Genomic DNA, 15,445 nt, shown 5'->3' with positions numbered 1-15,445 from the left:
CGCGTCACAAATCCATCATCCGACCGTAACAAGCTCGACATGGCCTCAGCCGACACTGAGGTCATGACGACAGCTCTACATATCACCCTCATCAGCGAAACCTTCCCACCGGAAATCAACGGCGTGGCCAATACCCTTGGCCGCTTGTGCGAGGGCTTGCGCGCGCGCGGGCATCAGGTAGAGCTTGTACGCCCGCGCCAGGCCACCGATCCGCAACGCAGCGAAGACGATGCACTGTTGCTGTGTCGCGGATGGCCACTACCGGGCTATCCGGGACTGCAATGGGGCCAGTCGTCGATGCATAAACTGCTGCGCCGCTGGAAACGCCAGCGGCCGGATGTGCTGTACATCGCCACAGAAGGCCCGCTGGGATTGTCGGCACTGCGCGCGGCACGGCGCCTGGGGATTGCGGTGGTGAGCGGTTTTCATACCAACTTCCAGCAATACACCAGCCAGTACGGCCTCGGTCTGCTGACGCGGATGCTCACCCATTACCTGCGCTGGTTTCACAATCGTTCGGCAATGACTCTGGTGCCGAGCGTCAGTCAGCGCTTGGAACTGGAGCGGCGGCATTTCGAGCGGCTGGCGTTGTTGTCGCGGGGTGTGGACAGCCAGTTGTTTCATCCAAGCAAGCGTCAGAGCGCGTTGCGTGAGCAATGGGGACTCTCTGATAAAGATATCGCGGTCATCCACGTAGGAAGGCTCGCCCCGGAGAAAAATCTGGGCCTGCTCAAACGCTGCTTTGAAACCCTGCAGCAGACTTATCCACAGCGCCATCTGAAGCTGATCGTGGTCGGAGATGGCCCGCAGCGTTCGGCGCTGGAAAAAGAACTGCCGGAAGCGATCTTCTGCGGCGCGCAGCGGGGAGAAGCCCTGGCGGCGCACTACGCCTCAGGAGATCTGTTTGTATTTCCCAGCCTGACCGAGACCTTCGGCAATGTGGTGCTGGAAGCCCTGGCTTCGGGACTCGGCGTTGTTGCCTATGATCAGGCAGCGGCGGCGCAGCATATTCGCCAGGGCTACAACGGCGTGTCAGCGATGCCGGGCGATGAGCAGGCGTTTTGCGAGGCGGCGGCGTGGTTGCTGGAGGAGGATGAGCGGTTGCGTTGCGTACGGCTGAATGCGCGGCAGCATGGCAGTCGCCAGGGCTGGGCAGCGATTATCGAGCAGTTCGAGGGGTATTTGCGTGGGGCTTGTGCGGGGGAGCTGGTGGTGCCTGGGGCGCAGACACAACCTTAGATTTTCGGCGACATAGAAACAGCTTTCGCGAGCAGGCTCGCTCCCACATGGGTACTGCATTCTTTCAGATGGAATGCGGTCGAAGGTGGAAGCGAGCCTGCTCGCGAATGGTTCGAACTGGCGCAGCTTAGACCAGCGACATCAACGCCTCACGGCTGAACGGCAGAATGTCCTGCTCACGCCCTTCACGGACTTTCTGCGCCCAGTCCGGATCGACCAGCAGCGCACGGCCCACTGCTACCAGGTCAAACTCTTCTTTGTTCAGACGCTCCAGCAGATTTTCCAGGCTGGCCGGTTGCGCGACCTTGTCGGTGTTGACCATGAACTGCAAGAACTCGCCGTCCAGGCCGACGCTGCCCACGGTGATGGTCGGTTTGCCGGTCAGCTTGCGGGTCCAGCCAGCGAGGTTCAGATCCGAACCGTCGAACTCCGGCTCCCAGAAGCGTCGGGTCGAGCAGTGGAAAATGTCCACGCCAGCGTCTGACAGCGGCTTGAGAAACTCGCCCAGCGCTTCGGGGGTTTGTACCAGACGCGCGGTGTAATCCTGCTGCTTCCATTGCGAGAAGCGGAAGATGATCGGGAAACCCTCACCGACGGCTGCGCGCACTGCTTGAATCAATTCGATGGCAAAACGCGAACGGTTGGCCAGGCTGCCACCGTATTCGTCGGTGCGCTGGTTGCTGCCTTCCCAGAAGAACTGGTCGATCAGATAGCCGTGGGCGCCATGGATTTCCACACCGTCCATGCCGATGCTTTGCGCATCTTTGGCAGCTTGGGCAAACGCGGCGATCACGTCCTGGATGTCCTGCTTGGTCATGCCGTGCACCACGACCTGACCGTCCTTGAGTTTTTCCGACGGACCGTAGCCCGGCACGCTGGCGTCCGGCTCGGTGCCGAGGCGGCGTACGCTGCCGACATGCCACAGTTGCGGGACGATCTTGCCGCCCTCGGCGTGCACGGCGTCGACAACTTTTTTCCAGCCGGCGAGCGGCGCGTCACCGAAAAATTGCGGCACGTTAGGATAGCCATTGGACGCGATGTGGCCGACGGTGGTGCCTTCGGTGATGATCAGGCCAACCCCAGCGGCCGCACGTCGACGGTAGTACTCAATGACTTTGGAATTCGGCACGCCGCCCGGCGAGAACGAGCGGGTCATTGGCGCCATAACCACGCGGGTCGGCAGTTCGAGGGCACCGAGGTGGAACGGTTTGAACAGGGCTTGAACGGGCATCGAGAGGCTCCACAAAACGTTGGCGACGGACATTGATCGATATGACGGCGATAATATCCGCCACGTTCTTCGCGTGACAGCACTATTGATCTGAATGATTAAGGGTCAAAAGGCAGGCAAAAAAAATCGCAGCTCAATGCTGCGATTTTCTGATTCAGGCTAAGGCTTTTTCGATCGCGGCAATCACTGTCGGATCATCCGGCGCGGTGCGCGGCGAGAAGCGCGCCAGCACCCGGCCATCCTTGCCGAGCAGAAACTTTTCGAAGTTCCAGGTGATGTCACCGGGAAACTCGGCGCCCTCGCCCGCCAGCAGGCGATACAACTGATGCCGCTCGTGACCATTGACTTCGAGCTTGCTCGACAACGGAAAGGTCACGCCATAGTTGAGGCTGCAAAACTCCTGGATTTCTTTTTCCGAGCCTGGCTCCTGACCGGCAAACTGGTTGCACGGCAGGCCCAGCACAGCAAAGCCTTTATCTTTGTATTGCTGGTAGAGGTTTTCCAGTGCCGCGTACTGAGGGGTCAAGCCGCATTTGGAGGCCACATTGACCACCAGCACGACTTGGCCCTTGAACGGCGCCAGCGGTAGCTCCTGACCATCCAGGGCTGTCAACTTAAGGTCGTGAAAAGCACTCATGCCGAACTCCAGGATTCTCGTGTTCTACTCGAAACAGCCACTTGGCGAGGCCACCAAGGACAGCCGCGGACTAAAAAGGCGCCCACAGGCGCCTCTCCAGTACTCGAAGCTTAGCGCAGAAAATCAGTGGTGATGGCCACCTTCGCCATGGACGTGACCATGAGCGATTTCTTCCTGGCTGGCGTCACGGATATCAACGATCTTCACTTCGAAGTTCAGGCGCTGACCGGCCAGAGGGTGGTTGCCATCAACGGTGACGTCGTCGCCGTCCAGATCACGGATGGTGACGATCTGCATCTGGCCGTCCGGCGCCGAAGCGTGGAACTGCATGCCGACTTCCAGCTCGTCAACGCCTTCGAACATGCTGCGGCTCAGGGTGCTGACCAGCTCGGCGGCGTATTCGCCGTAAGCGTCTTCAGGCTCAACGGCTACTTTCAGCTCGTCGCCGACAGCTTTGCCTTCAAGGGCTTTTTCCAGGCCCGGGATGATGTTGCCTGCGCCTTGCAGGTAAACCAGCGGAGCGCCGCCGGCGGAGCTGTCGATGACCTCACCAGCGTCGTTGGTCAGGGTATAGTCGATGGAGACAGCCTTATTGGCGGCGATCAGCATGGGGCGAGACCTTTTGCATAAGAATATAGAAAGGCCAAGTTTAGCGAAGCAATCGCGTGAAAGCGACCACAACCCGGACAAACGGGTTTCGACCATCACCGGCTTCCATCAGGACGAAGATGGCCATTGGGTGGTCGAGCTTTCCTGTGGCCACACCCAGCACCTGCGCCACCAGCCGCCGTGGCAAACCCGCGCCTGGGTCCTGGATCCGGCGCAACGTATTGAAAAAACAGGTCAACCCTTTGCCTGCGGTTGGTGTGCACAAGGCTCGGTTAGCGATAACCTTGGCGACTGAATTTCGGTAGTCGGCCAGACATAGGCTGACACCCTTGCATAGAGAATTCCCATGCAAACTTTTTTTATCGCCCCCACCGATTTTGGCGTGGGTCTGACCTCCATCAGCCTCGGGCTGGTGCGCACGCTTGAACGCGCCGGCCTCAAAGTCGGCTTCTTCAAACCGATCGCCCAGCCACATCCGGGCGACACTGGCCCTGAGCGTTCCACCGAACTGGTGGCGCGCACCCATGGCCTGAAACCGCCACAACCGTTGGGGCTGGCGCACGTCGAACGCATGCTCGGCGACGGTCAGCTCGACGAATTGCTCGAAGAAATCATCGCCCTGTATCAGCAGGCAGCGGTCGGCAAGGATGTGCTGGTGGTCGAAGGCATGGTGCCGACCCGCAGCGCCAGTTACGCCGCGCGGGTCAATCTGCATCTGGCCAAGAGCCTGGATGCCGAGGTGATTCTGGTCTCGGCGCCGGAAAACGAAGTGCTCGCCGAGCTTTCTGGCCGTGTCGAGCTTCAAGCGCAATTGTTCGGCGGCCCGAAAGATCCGAAAGTCCTCGGAGTGATCCTTAACAAGGTCAAGACCGACGAGAGCATGGACGCCTTCGCCACGCGTCTGAAGGAGCATTCGCCGTTGCTGCGCAGCGGTGATTTCCGCTTGCTTGGCTGCATCCCGTTTCAGCCGGAACTCAATGCGCCGCGCACCCGCGACGTCGCCGACCTGATGGGCGCGCAAGTGCTCAATGCCGGCGACTACGAAACCCGGCGCATGAGCAAAATCATCATTTGCGCACGGACCATGCGCAACACCGTCGAACTGCTCAAGCCTGGTGTGCTGGTGGTGACACCGGGCGATCGCGACGACATCATCCTCGCCGTCAGCCTCGCAGCAATCAACGGCGTGCCGCTGGCCGGCCTGCTGCTGACCAGTGACACCCTGCCCGACCCGCGCATCATGGACCTGTGCCGTGGCGCCTTGCAGGCCGGTTTGCCGGTGTTGTCGGTGAGCACCGGCTCGTACGACACCGCCAATCTGCTCAATGGCCTGAACAAGGAAATCCCGATCGATGACCGCGAGCGCGCGGAGATCATCACTGATTTCGTCGCCAGCCACCTCGACGCCAACTGGCTGCATCAGCGCTGCGGTACGCCTCGGGAGATGCGCCTGTCGCCGGCGGTGTTCCGCTATCAATTGATCCAGCGTGCGCAAGCGGCGAACAAGCGCATCGTGTTGCCCGAAGGCAGCGAGCCGTTCACCGTGCAAGCGGCGGCGATCTGTCAGGAACGCGGGATCGCCCGCTGCGTGCTGTTGGCCAAGCCCGAAGACGTCGAAGCGGTCGCCCGCGCGCAAGGTATCGTGCTGCCGCCGGGTCTGGAAATCCTTGACCCGGACCACATCCGCGAGCGTTACGTCGAGCCGATGGTCGCTCTGCGCAAAAGCAAAAGCCTCAACGCACCGATGGCCGAGCAGCAACTGGAAGACACGGTGGTGATCGGTACCATGATGCTGGCGCTGGACGAGGTCGACGGCTTGGTTTCGGGTGTGATCAACACCACCGCCAATACCATCCGCCCGGCCTTGCAACTGATCAAGACCGCACCGGGCTGCACGCTGGTGTCGTCGGTATTCTTCATGCTCTTTCCGGAAGAAGTGCTGGTCTACGGCGACTGCGTGATGAATCCACACCCGAGCGCTGCCGAACTGGCCGAGATCGCCCTGCAAAGCGCTGACTCGGCGGCCGCATTCGGTATCACTCCACGGGTGGCGATGATCAGCTATTCCAGCGGCGAATCGGCGCGCGGTGAAGAAGTCGAGAAAGTCCGCGAGGCGACTCTGCTCGCTCATGAGCAACAAAACTCGCTGTTGATCGACGGCCCGTTGCAATACGACGCCGCCGCCAACGCCGACGTGGCGCGGCAACTGGCGCCGAACAGTCAGGTCGCCGGGCGCGCCACGGTGTTTGTGTTCCCCGATCTGAACACCGGCAACACCACGCACAAAGCCGTACAGCGCAGCGCTGATTGCGTCAGCCTCGGGCCGATGCTGCAAGGCCTGCGCAAACCGGTGAACGACCTGCCGCGCGGTGCGCAAGTCGATGACATCGTCTACACCATCGCGCTCACCGCGATTCAAGCCGCCAACCGACCTATGGATGTGTAAATGCTGGATTTTCTCCCTGCACCGTTGCGCGGCGTGATCGCCTCGCTGCTGTTGGCGCTCAACACGATTCTGCTCTGCTCGTTCCTGTTCTGCGTGGCGCTGGTCAAGGCTTTGCCGTTTGCCTTTACCCAGCGCATCGCCGGTTGGCTGATGAGCCACACCCACGAGGCGTGGATCAGCAACAACAAGGGCTGGATGAATCTGGTACGGCGCACCCGCTGGCACGTCAGCGGTCTGCAAGGTCTCGATTATCAGCACTCGTACCTGATCACCAGCAACCACCAGAGCTGGGTGGATATTCTGGTGCTGCAATACGTGCTCAACCGCAAGATCCAACCGCTGAAATTCTTCCTCAAGCAGGAGCTGATCTGGGTGCCGGTGATTGGCCTGGCCTGGTGGGCGCTGGGCTTTCCGTTCATGAAGCGCTACTCCAAGGCGTACCTGGAAAAACACCCGGAGAAGAAAGGCAAGGACTTGGAAACCACGCGCAAGACCTGCGCGAAATTCCGCCATAACCCGGTGGGAATTTTCAACTTCGTCGAAGGCACACGCTTCACCGAAGGCAAGCATGCGCAGCAGCAGTCACCGTTCAAATACCTGCTCAAGCCCAAGGCCGGCGGGATCGCCTTTGTGCTCGATGCGATGGGTGAACAGCTGGAGTCGATCGTCAACGTGACGATTCATTACCCGGCCGGGCGTCCGGGGTTCTGGGATTTGCTCTGCGGCAATGTGCGCGATGTGGTGGTGCATTTTGAAGAAATCAAAATCCCGCCGGCCTTCATCGGCAAGAACTACGATCAGGACGGCGAGTATCGATTGCAGTTCCAGGGCTGGATCAATCAGCTGTGGCTGGACAAGGATGCGTTGCTGGAGCAGATGCACCGCGAATATCCACCCAAACACTGACCCCTGTGGGAGCGAGCAGGCTCGCTCCCACAGTTGATCGTTCCCACGCTCCGCGTGGGAATGCAGCCTGGGACGCTCCGCGTCCCTGCCGAAGCGGACGCGGAGCGTCCAAGGAGGCATTCCTTTGCTGCGCGTGGGAACGATCACCCGGCCAAAAAAAGCCCGCCGATGATCACTCACCGGCGGGCTTTTTCTTGCCGCTTGCAGCTAGAAGCTTGTCGCTGCTTCCACCTTAGATCGCACCACGCTGACGCAACAGCTCCAGCACTTGCTTGACGCTTTCTTCCAGGCTCAGCGACTGCGTGTCGATCACCAGGTCGGCATTGAGCGGCACGTCGTACGGGAAGGATTCGCCCGGGATGTTGTCGCCGCCAGCGGCGTACAGACCTTGCGGATCACGCTCGGCGCACACGGTCGGCGACGCCTGCACATAGACCGTCAGCAAGCGATCCTTGCCGATCAGTTCCTTGGCCTGCTCGCGACCTTCGGCACTTGGCGCAACGAACGCCGCCAGGGTTAGCAAACCGGCTTCGTTGAATTGACGCGCAACATGCGCGGCACGACGCCAGTTCTCGGTACGGCCGGCGCGATCCTGCGGTAGCCCCTTGTTCAGATCCTGACGCAGATTCTGGCCATCGAGTACAAACACCGCGCGCCCCATGTCGAACAGCTTGCGCTCGACCGCATACGCCAAGGTGCTTTTGCCCGCACCGGACAGGCCGCTGAACAGCACGGTGGCTGGTTGCTGGCCGAAGCGCTGGGCACGCTCTTCAGTCGCCACGTGGGCCAATTTGCCATGGTGGGTTGCAGTGCCATGCGCTACAGGCTGAGCGACGATCATGCCGGCGCCAACGGTGCCGTTGGTCAGGCGATCGATGACGATGAACGCGCCGGTGGTGCGGTTGCTTTCGTAACCGTCGAGGGCGATCGGCGCGTCGAGCGCGATTTTCACCTTGCCGATTTCGTTGAGCTGCAACGCGCTCGCCGGGCCTTCTTCCAGAGTGTTGACGTCGACCTTGTTGACGATGCTGGCGATCGAGCCCGGTACGTAGCTGGTGGCGCGTTTGATGTCGTATTTCTTGCCCGGCAGCATCGGCTCTTCAGCCATCCACACCAGCATCGCTTCGAAGCTGTCGGTGACCGGCGGCACGTTGTCGGCATGCACCAACAGGTCGCCACGGGAGATATCGATTTCGTCTTCCATGGTCAGCGTTACCGCCTGACCGGGACCTGCGTGTTCCAGCTCACCTTCGAAAGTGACGATGGACTTCACGCGGCTGCTCTTGCCCGACGGCAGCACTACGACTTCGTCGCCCTTGTGCACAATGCCGCTGGCCAGGGTGCCGGCGAAACCACGGAAGTTCAGGTTCGGACGGTTGACGTACTGCACCGGGAAACGCAGATCGGTGAAGTTGCGATCGCCGGCGACTTCCACAGTCTCCAGAATCTCCATCAGCGACTGGCCGGTGTACCACGGCGAGCGCTCGGACTTGTTCACCACGTTGTCGCCCTTGAGGGCAGACATCGGCACGAAGTGCATGCTCGTCGGCTTCATCTTCAAGCCTTCAGCGAACTTCAGGTAATCGGCCTTGATCGACTCGAACACGCCTTCGTCGAAGTCCTTCAAGTCCATCTTGTTGATGGCGACCACGATGTGTTTGATACCCAGCAGGGAAGCGATGAAGCTGTGGCGACGGGTCTGGGTCTGCACGCCGTAACGGGCGTCGACCAGAATGATCGCCAGGTCACAGGTGGACGCACCGGTGGCCATGTTGCGGGTGTACTGCTCATGGCCGGGGGTGTCGGCGATGATGAATTTGCGCTTGGCGGTGGAGAAATAGCGGTAAGCGACATCAATGGTGATGCCCTGCTCACGCTCGGCCTGCAGACCGTCAACCAGCAACGCCAGGTCGATGTCGTCACCGGTGGTGCCGACTTTCTTCGAATCGCGGGTGATCGCTTCGAGGTGATCTTCGTAGATCATTTTCGAGTCGTGCAGCAGGCGCCCGATCAGGGTGCTCTTGCCGTCGTCGACGTTACCGCAGGTCAAAAAGCGCAGCAGCTCTTTACGTTCGTGCTGGCCCAGGTAGGCGAGGATGTCCTCGCTGATCAAATCAGAAACATGCGACATGACAGCCCCTTAGAAATAGCCTTGACGTTTTTTGTCTTCCATCGAGCCTGCGCCATCGTGGTCGATGACCCGGCCCTGGCGCTCGGAAGTTCGCGTCAGGAGCATTTCCTGAATGATGTCCGTGAGGCTTTCGGCCTCGGACTCCACCGCGCCCGTCAACGGGTAGCAGCCAAGGGTGCGGAACCGCACTTTCTTTTTCACGATGCGCGCTTTGTCTTCATCGGACAGGTGCTCGAGGATGCGCTCGTCGTCGATCATGATCAGCGTGCCGTTCTTCTCGATCACTTCGCGTTCGGCGGCGAAGTACAGGGGCACAATCGGAATGCCTTCGAGATAGATGTACTGCCAGATGTCCAGCTCGGTCCAGTTCGACAACGGGAATACACGAATGGATTCGCCCTTGTTGACCTTGCCGTTGTAGACGTTCCACAGCTCCGGACGCTGGTTTTTCGGGTCCCAGCGGTGCTTGCTGTCACGGAACGAGTACACACGCTCTTTGGCGCGGGATTTCTCTTCATCGCGACGGGCGCCGCCGAACGCTGCGTCGAAACCATGCTTGTCGAGTGCCTGTTTCAGGCCTTCGGTTTTCATGATGTCGGTGTGCTTGGCGCTGCCGTGGGTGAACGGGTTGATGTTCTGCGCCACGCCATCGGGGTTGATGTGGGTAATCAGGTCCAGGCCCAAGTCTTCGACCATCTTGTCGCGGAACTTGTACATTTCCTGGAATTTCCAGCGGGTGTCGACGTGCATCACCGGAAACGGCAGTTTGCCCGGGAAGAACGCCTTGCGTGCCAGGTGCAGCATCACGGCGGAGTCTTTACCGATGGAGTACAGCATCACCGGGTTATCGAACTCGGCGGCCACCTCGCGGATGATGTGGATGCTTTCCGCCTCCAGCTGTTTCAGATGCGTCAGTTTGTCGACCATGGCTACTCACGAAAGCTTTCTTATGAACGGCCAGCGGGCCGTGTTCGAGCGAGGAATCCTAGCACAGCGACCTCTTCTAATCAGGACGCCAACTAGATCGAAAGGGTATATGAATATGCCCACCAGTTCGGCCGTCAGGGCCGAACGTGGGAGCTAGCCTGCTCGCGAAGGCGGAGTGTCAGGCACCTTGTATTGAAGGTCTGAGGCCTTCGCGAGCAGGCTCGCTCCCACAGGAGTTTGCGGTGAGCTCAGATCGGGTTGGGGCAATCGATGAAGATGTGCTCAAGGGCAAAGCGCTTCGCCAGATACTCACCCAGCGCCTGCACGCCGTAGCGTTCGGTGGCGTGGTGGCCAGCGGCGATGAAGCTGATGTCGTTTTCCCGGGCGCTGTGGAAAGTCTGCTCGGAGGCCTCGCCACTGATGAACAGATCGACACCCGCCGCCACACTCTGGTCGATATAGCCCTGGCCACCACCGGTGCACCAGCCGACGCGGCGGATCATGCCACTGCCTTCGATCAGCAGCGGCTCGCGGCCCATGACTTCCTGCACCTTGCGCGCGAAATCCCGCGCAGTCATTGGCTCATTCAGTGAGCCGACCAGCCCGACGACTTTCGGATTGCTCGGGTCGAGCGGCCCTTCGACAGTGATGTCGAGCTGACGCGCCAGTTGCACGTTGTTGCCGACGTCCGGGTGCAGATCCAGCGGCAGGTGATAGGCGAGCAGACTGATGTCGTGCTTGAGCAGGGTTTTCAAGCGGCGCTGTTTCATACCGGTGACGCAAGGATTTTCGCCTTTCCAGAAATAACCGTGGTGGACCAGGATCAGGTCGGCCCCGGCTTCGACGGCGGCGTCCAATAAAGCCTGGCTGGCGGTGACGCCACTGACGATGCGCATCACCTGCGGGCGGCCTTCGACCTGTAATCCGTTGGGGCAATAATCGGCAATTTTCGCACTGCCCAGGTAACGGTCGGCTTCTTCGACGAGGGTGCTGAGGGCAACGGCCATGAAAGACTCCTAAATATCCCGTTCAGAGGCGCGCGCGGCCTCGTATAATGCGCGACATTATGGGCGGTCTGACCTCGCCTGCAACCTTTCCAGGAACGTGCTTAATGCTCAAGGCGCTGCGTTTTTTTGGCTGGCCGCTGTTGGCCGGTGTGCTTATCGCTCTGTTGATTATTCAGCGTTACCCCGAGTGGGTCGGGCTGCCGAGCCTCGACGTCAATCTGCAACAGGCCCCTCAGACCACGATCGTGCAACAGGGGCCGGTGTCCTATGCGGATGCGGTGGGCATCGCCGCGCCGTCGGTGGTCAACCTGTACACCACCAAGGTCATCAACAAACCGGCGCATCCCTTGTTCGAGGATCCGCAGTTCCGCCGTTTCTTCGGTGACAACTCGCCGAAACAGAAGCGCATGGAATCGAGCCTCGGTTCCGGGGTGATCATGAGCCCGGAAGGCTACATCCTCACCAACAACCACGTCACCAGCGGCGCCGACCAGATCGTCGTGGCGCTCAAGGATGGTCGCGAGACGCTGGCACGGGTGATCGGCAGCGATCCGGAAACCGACCTTGCTGTCCTGAAAATCGATCTGAAAAACCTCCCGGCAATCACCGTCGGCCGCTCGGACAGCATTCGCATCGGTGACGTCGCGCTGGCCATCGGCAACCCGTTCGGCGTCGGCCAGACCGTGACCATGGGCATCATCAGCGCCACCGGCCGCAATCAGTTGGGCCTGAACAACTACGAAGACTTCATCCAGACCGATGCGGCGATCAACCCGGGCAACTCCGGCGGTGCGCTGGTGGATGCCAACGGCAACCTCACCGGTATCAACACGGCGATCTTTTCCAAATCCGGCGGCTCGCAAGGCATCGGTTTTGCCATCCCGGTGAAACTGGCGATGGAAGTGATGAAATCGATCATCGAGCACGGTCAGGTGATTCGCGGCTGGCTGGGCATCGAAGTACAACCGCTGACTCAGGAACTGGCGGAGTCGTTTGGCTTGTCCGGGCGCCCGGGGATTGTCGTTGCCGGAATCTTCCGTGACGGCCCGGCGCAGAAAGCCGGCCTGCAACTGGGCGATGTGATTCTGAGCATCGATGGCGAGCCGGCCGGCGATGGTCGCCGCTCGATGAACCAGGTGGCGCGGATCAAGCCGACCGACAAGGTGACGATTCAGGTCATGCGCAACGGCAAGGAGCTGAAGCTGACCGCTGAAATCGGCCTGCGTCCACCGCCGGCACCGGTGAAAGAAAAAGAAGAGTAAAAATGTTTTCGCGCCAGTGGCGCGAATAACAGACACTCTCAACAGGCATGTTATATTGTTTCAATTCTAGCAATTGGAACAACATAACATGTCGTCTCGCAAAAAGGCCTCGCTGTTGGGCCTGACTCTGGGTTTGCTCTGCGATCCCGCCTTCGCCGATGAGCCGCAGCCCGTTGAACTGGAAGCCATCAGCGTCACTTCCGACTACGAATCACCCACCGGCCCGGTCAGCGGTTATCGCGCGACTCGCTCGGCCAGTGCGACCAAAACCGACACGGCGATTCGCGATATCCCACAAGCCATCAGCGTCGTTCCGGCCAGTGTGCTCTCGGATCTGGGCAGCACCAGCGTTGAACGCGCGCTGGATTTTGCCGGCGGCGTATCGAAGCAGAACAACTTCGGCGGCCTGACCCTGTACGAATACAGCGTGCGCGGCTTCACCACCTCGGAGTTCTACAAGGACGGCTTCAGTGCCAATCGCGGTTATCCGAGTACGCCAGATGCGGCCAATATAGAACGCATCGAAGTGCTCAAGGGCCCGGCCGCCAGCCTGTACGGCCGGGGTGATCCCGGCGGCACGGTGAACATCGTCACCAAGAAGCCGCAGCCCGAAGCGTTCACCACTTTGCAGACCAGCGCCGGCAGTTGGGATCGCTACCGCACCGCGCTGGACGTCAACACGCCCCTTGATGACCAGGGCAATGTGCTCTCGCGCATCAACTTCGCCGTAGAAGACAACAACAGCTTTCGCGACCACGTCGACAGCCAGCGGGTATTCGTCGCACCCTCAATCAGTTGGCAGTTGAACCCGGACACCTCGCTGCTGGTGGAGAGCGAAATCGTCCGTCACAACTCGACGTTCGATCGTGGTGTGGTGGCGCCGAACAACAAGTGGAGCGGCGTATCGCGCTCGACCTTCCTCGGCGAGCCCAACGACGGCAACATCGACAACCACAACAACCTGCTCCAGGCCACTCTTGAACACCATCTGAACGACAGCTGGAAACTGCGTCTGGCCAGCCACTACAAGGAAGGCAAGCTCTGGGGCGACGCTTCCGAAGCACGACCGCTGAACGCCGACGGCCACACGGTCAACCGCCGCTTTCGCGAACGCGACACGAATTGGCACGACAGCATCACCCAACTGGAACTGCGCGGTCTGTTCGATCTCGGTCCGTGGCAGCACGAATTGCTGATCGGCACCGAGTACGAGAACTATCGCAAGGACGAGCGCGTCACCACCATTGCTGGCGGCCCCTACGCCATCGACATCTATAAGCCGCTCTACGGCCAGCCGAAACCCAACGGCGGACGCTCGGGCACCGACTTCTTCGAACACGTCGAAAGCCAGGCGCTGAATCTGCAGGACCAGATCATCTTCACCGACAAGCTGCGCGGCATGCTCGGTGCGCGCTTCGAGCATTTCGATCAGCGCATCGACGATCACAGCCGCAACGCCAGAAGCCAGCAGCGCCACGACGCGCTGACTCAACGCGCCGGCCTGCTCTATCAGCTCACGCCAAATACCGGCCTGTTCGCCAACGCCTCGACCTCGTTCAAACCGAACAACGGCCTGGATGCCTCCGGCAAATCCTTCGATCCGGAAGAAGGCGTAGGTTACGAAGTGGGGATCAAGAACGAGCTGTTCGATGAGCGCGTGAGCAGCACCCTCGCCTTCTTCCACATCGACAAGGAAAACGTCCTCGCCCTCGATCCGGGCACTGACACCAGCCGCGCCATGGGCAAGGCGCGCAGTCAGGGTTTCGATTGGCAAGTGAGCGGTCAGGTGACCGACGCGATACGGGTCATCGGCGCCTTCGCCTACATCGACGCCGAGGTGACCAAGGGCGACGCGACCATTCCTACCGGCAGCCGCATCCTCGGCGTGGCTAAACGCAGCGGCAGTCTGCTGGGTGTTTATGAATTTCAGGATGGCCGACTGCGCGGTTCAGACGTCGGTGCAGCGCTCACCTACGTCGGGGATCGCTCGGGCGAATCCGGCAGCGACTTCAAATTGCCGGCCTACCAGACCGTCGACTTGCTCGCGCATTACAAGGCCAGCGACAACGTCACGGTCGGCCTGAACCTGAACAACATCTTCGACGAAAAATACTACGAGCGCTCCTACAGCAACTACTGGGTCAACCCCGGCGAGCCACGCAATTTCACTGTCAGCCTGACACTCAACCTGTAAAAGGACGTCACCATGCACTACGGCAAATCCCTTCTGCTCATCGCCGCGCTGTTCACCGGTCAGGTGTCGGCCCACGGCCTGTGGACAGAGGAGCGACGCGGCAACATCGAAGTGGTCTACGGTCACGGCGCTGAAGACAACGCCTTCAAGGCGCAGAAAATCAGCGGTGCCTGGGCTTATGACGCAAGCGGCAAAATGATCCCGGTCAGCGTCGAGCGCCTGGCCGATCATGCCCGTTTGAAACCATTGAAGCCGCCGGCGCTGATGGCCGTGGCGCTGAACAACGGCATGTGGTCGCAGACGGCGGACAAGAAGTGGATCAACGAAGGACGCAGCAAAGTGCCCGGCGCTACCGAGGCCACGCAGACGTTCAAGTACAGCCTGGCGATCTATCAGCCGGGGGCGAAGTTGCCGAAACTGGAGCAGATCAAACTGCTGATCCTGCCGGAGGTCGATCCGCTGACGGTCGGGCCGGGTAAATCGTTACCGGTGCGGGTGCTGCTCGATGGCAAACCGGCGGCGGGGGTGAAGTTGTATGGCGATTACCGCAGCGCGCCAAACACCCTGAGCACCGAGACCGACAAGGATGGGCGTGCGCAGGTGCTGGTGCGTAATGAAGGGTTGAATGTGATTGCGGCGCAGGTTGAAGTGCCGGTGAAGGACAGTGTGGATGTGGACAGTCGTGGGTTGTTCAGTTCGCTGACATTCCTTGGCGAGCCGCATCACGAATAAAAGCACACCCTCACCCCAGCCCTCTCCCAGAGGGAGAGGGAGCCGACCGAGTTGTCTTGCGGGATACATCGACCTGAAAGACCGAGTTGATTATGGATTCAATACAAATCGTTCAAGTCGGTGA

The 15,445-nt window shown here is 60.3% G+C and carries 13 protein-coding genes; 7 read left to right on the top strand and 6 right to left on the bottom strand.

Translation table 11 applies throughout. The features are described from left to right. The first annotated feature begins 39 nt into the window (after nt 1-39). Nucleotides 40-1,239, top strand: a complete 1,200-nt coding sequence (locus D8U70_RS03085) for a glycosyltransferase family 1 protein (protein WP_130928272.1) — start codon at nt 40-42, stop codon at nt 1,237-1,239. A 127-nt stretch (nt 1,240-1,366) separates the two neighbouring features. On the opposite strand, the gene D8U70_RS03080 is transcribed toward D8U70_RS03085, so the two are convergent. The 3 genes from D8U70_RS03080 to D8U70_RS03070 all read right to left on the bottom strand — a co-directional run bounded on the left by D8U70_RS03080 (nt 1,367) and on the right by D8U70_RS03070 (nt 3,716). Then, entirely contained in the window at nt 1,367-2,470 is a 1,104-nt protein-coding gene (locus D8U70_RS03080; protein WP_016771659.1) for an NADH:flavin oxidoreductase, read from the bottom strand. 154 nt (nt 2,471-2,624) lie between these two features. Continuing rightward, complete coding sequence (locus D8U70_RS03075; protein WP_016771660.1) at nt 2,625-3,107, bottom strand: glutathione peroxidase; 483 nt, start codon at nt 3,105-3,107, stop codon at nt 2,625-2,627. A gap of 123 nt (nt 3,108-3,230) precedes the next feature. Then, a complete protein-coding gene (locus D8U70_RS03070) occupies nt 3,231-3,716 on the bottom strand; it encodes a peptidylprolyl isomerase (RefSeq protein WP_016771661.1) in 486 nt (161 codons plus the stop codon). Here D8U70_RS03070 and D8U70_RS03065 point away from each other — a divergent pair. The 3 genes from D8U70_RS03065 to D8U70_RS03055 are packed head-to-tail and all read left to right on the top strand — an operon-like array spanning nt 3,685 to nt 7,068. Then, nucleotides 3,685-4,011 carry a DUF3565 domain-containing protein gene (locus tag D8U70_RS03065; protein WP_082530248.1) on the top strand — a complete coding sequence of 109 codons (327 nt, stop codon included), beginning with the start codon at nt 3,685-3,687 and terminating at the stop codon, nt 4,009-4,011. The two genes, D8U70_RS03070 and D8U70_RS03065, sit on opposite strands and share 32 nt — an antisense overlap. A 51-nt stretch (nt 4,012-4,062) precedes the next feature. Continuing rightward, nucleotides 4,063-6,162: a phosphate acetyltransferase gene (pta, locus tag D8U70_RS03060; RefSeq protein WP_024011632.1), complete on the top strand. Its 2,100-nt coding sequence runs from the start codon at nt 4,063-4,065 to the stop codon at nt 6,160-6,162. Continuing rightward, nucleotides 6,163-7,068: an acyltransferase gene (locus D8U70_RS03055; RefSeq protein WP_130928271.1), complete on the top strand. Its 906-nt coding sequence runs from the start codon at nt 6,163-6,165 to the stop codon at nt 7,066-7,068. A 232-nt stretch (nt 7,069-7,300) separates the two neighbouring features. Here D8U70_RS03055 and cysN read toward each other — a convergent pair whose 3' ends face one another. From cysN to D8U70_RS03040, 3 genes are all read right to left on the bottom strand, one after another. Then, the gene (gene cysN, locus D8U70_RS03050; protein WP_110646361.1) at nt 7,301-9,199 is read right to left on the bottom strand and encodes a sulfate adenylyltransferase subunit CysN; all 1,899 of its coding nucleotides are present in this window, start codon (nt 9,197-9,199) and stop codon (nt 7,301-7,303) included. Between the two features lie 9 nt (nt 9,200-9,208). After that, nucleotides 9,209-10,126: a sulfate adenylyltransferase subunit CysD gene (gene cysD / locus D8U70_RS03045; RefSeq protein ID WP_016771664.1), complete on the bottom strand. Its 918-nt coding sequence runs from the start codon at nt 10,124-10,126 to the stop codon at nt 9,209-9,211. Nucleotides 10,127-10,374: 248 nt separating this feature from the next. Next, nucleotides 10,375-11,133, bottom strand: coding sequence for a Nif3-like dinuclear metal center hexameric protein (locus tag D8U70_RS03040; protein WP_073473762.1), 759 nt, complete (start codon nt 11,131-11,133; stop codon nt 10,375-10,377). 104 nt (nt 11,134-11,237) lie between these two features. Between D8U70_RS03040 and algW the strand changes: the two genes are divergently transcribed. The 3 genes from algW to D8U70_RS03025 all read left to right on the top strand — a co-directional run bounded on the left by algW (nt 11,238) and on the right by D8U70_RS03025 (nt 15,321). Then, the gene (gene algW, locus D8U70_RS03035) at nt 11,238-12,395 is read left to right on the top strand and encodes a Do family serine endopeptidase AlgW (protein WP_016770590.1); all 1,158 of its coding nucleotides are present in this window, start codon (nt 11,238-11,240) and stop codon (nt 12,393-12,395) included. Between the two features lie 88 nt (nt 12,396-12,483). Further along, nucleotides 12,484-14,589 carry a TonB-dependent siderophore receptor gene (locus D8U70_RS03030; protein ID WP_130928270.1) on the top strand — a complete coding sequence of 702 codons (2,106 nt, stop codon included), beginning with the start codon at nt 12,484-12,486 and terminating at the stop codon, nt 14,587-14,589. Between the two features lie 12 nt (nt 14,590-14,601). Next, complete coding sequence (locus D8U70_RS03025) at nt 14,602-15,321, top strand: DUF4198 domain-containing protein (protein ID WP_130928269.1); 720 nt, start codon at nt 14,602-14,604, stop codon at nt 15,319-15,321. Nucleotides 15,322-15,445: the final 124 nt, after the last annotated feature.

Source organism: Pseudomonas sp. Sample_20 (assembly GCF_004307585.1).
GTDB lineage: Bacteria > Pseudomonadota > Gammaproteobacteria > Pseudomonadales > Pseudomonadaceae > Aquipseudomonas > Aquipseudomonas atacamensis.
This window is presented reverse-complemented; position numbering and strand designations above follow the sequence as displayed.

What these genes read in the sequence shown, in the direction of transcription:
- D8U70_RS03025 (WP_130928269.1), top strand. Translation starts at nt 14,602, where the DNA reads ATGCACTACGGCAAATCCCTTCTGCTCATCGCCGCGCTGTTCACCGGT.
- D8U70_RS03085 (WP_130928272.1), top strand. Translation starts at nt 40, where the DNA reads ATGGCCTCAGCCGACACTGAGGTCATGACGACAGCTCTACATATCACC.
- D8U70_RS03075 (WP_016771660.1), bottom strand. Translation starts at nt 3,107, where the DNA reads ATGAGTGCTTTTCACGACCTTAAGTTGACAGCCCTGGATGGTCAGGAG.
- algW (WP_016770590.1), top strand. Translation starts at nt 11,238, where the DNA reads ATGCTCAAGGCGCTGCGTTTTTTTGGCTGGCCGCTGTTGGCCGGTGTG.
- D8U70_RS03040 (WP_073473762.1), bottom strand. Translation starts at nt 11,133, where the DNA reads ATGGCCGTTGCCCTCAGCACCCTCGTCGAAGAAGCCGACCGTTACCTG.
- cysD (WP_016771664.1), bottom strand. Translation starts at nt 10,126, where the DNA reads ATGGTCGACAAACTGACGCATCTGAAACAGCTGGAGGCGGAAAGCATC.
- D8U70_RS03070 (WP_016771661.1), bottom strand. Translation starts at nt 3,716, where the DNA reads ATGCTGATCGCCGCCAATAAGGCTGTCTCCATCGACTATACCCTGACC.
- D8U70_RS03030 (WP_130928270.1), top strand. Translation starts at nt 12,484, where the DNA reads ATGTCGTCTCGCAAAAAGGCCTCGCTGTTGGGCCTGACTCTGGGTTTG.
- D8U70_RS03080 (WP_016771659.1), bottom strand. Translation starts at nt 2,470, where the DNA reads ATGCCCGTTCAAGCCCTGTTCAAACCGTTCCACCTCGGTGCCCTCGAA.
- cysN (WP_110646361.1), bottom strand. Translation starts at nt 9,199, where the DNA reads ATGTCGCATGTTTCTGATTTGATCAGCGAGGACATCCTCGCCTACCTG.
- pta (WP_024011632.1), top strand. Translation starts at nt 4,063, where the DNA reads ATGCAAACTTTTTTTATCGCCCCCACCGATTTTGGCGTGGGTCTGACC.
- D8U70_RS03065 (WP_082530248.1), top strand. Translation starts at nt 3,685, where the DNA reads ATGGAGACAGCCTTATTGGCGGCGATCAGCATGGGGCGAGACCTTTTG.
- D8U70_RS03055 (WP_130928271.1), top strand. Translation starts at nt 6,163, where the DNA reads ATGCTGGATTTTCTCCCTGCACCGTTGCGCGGCGTGATCGCCTCGCTG.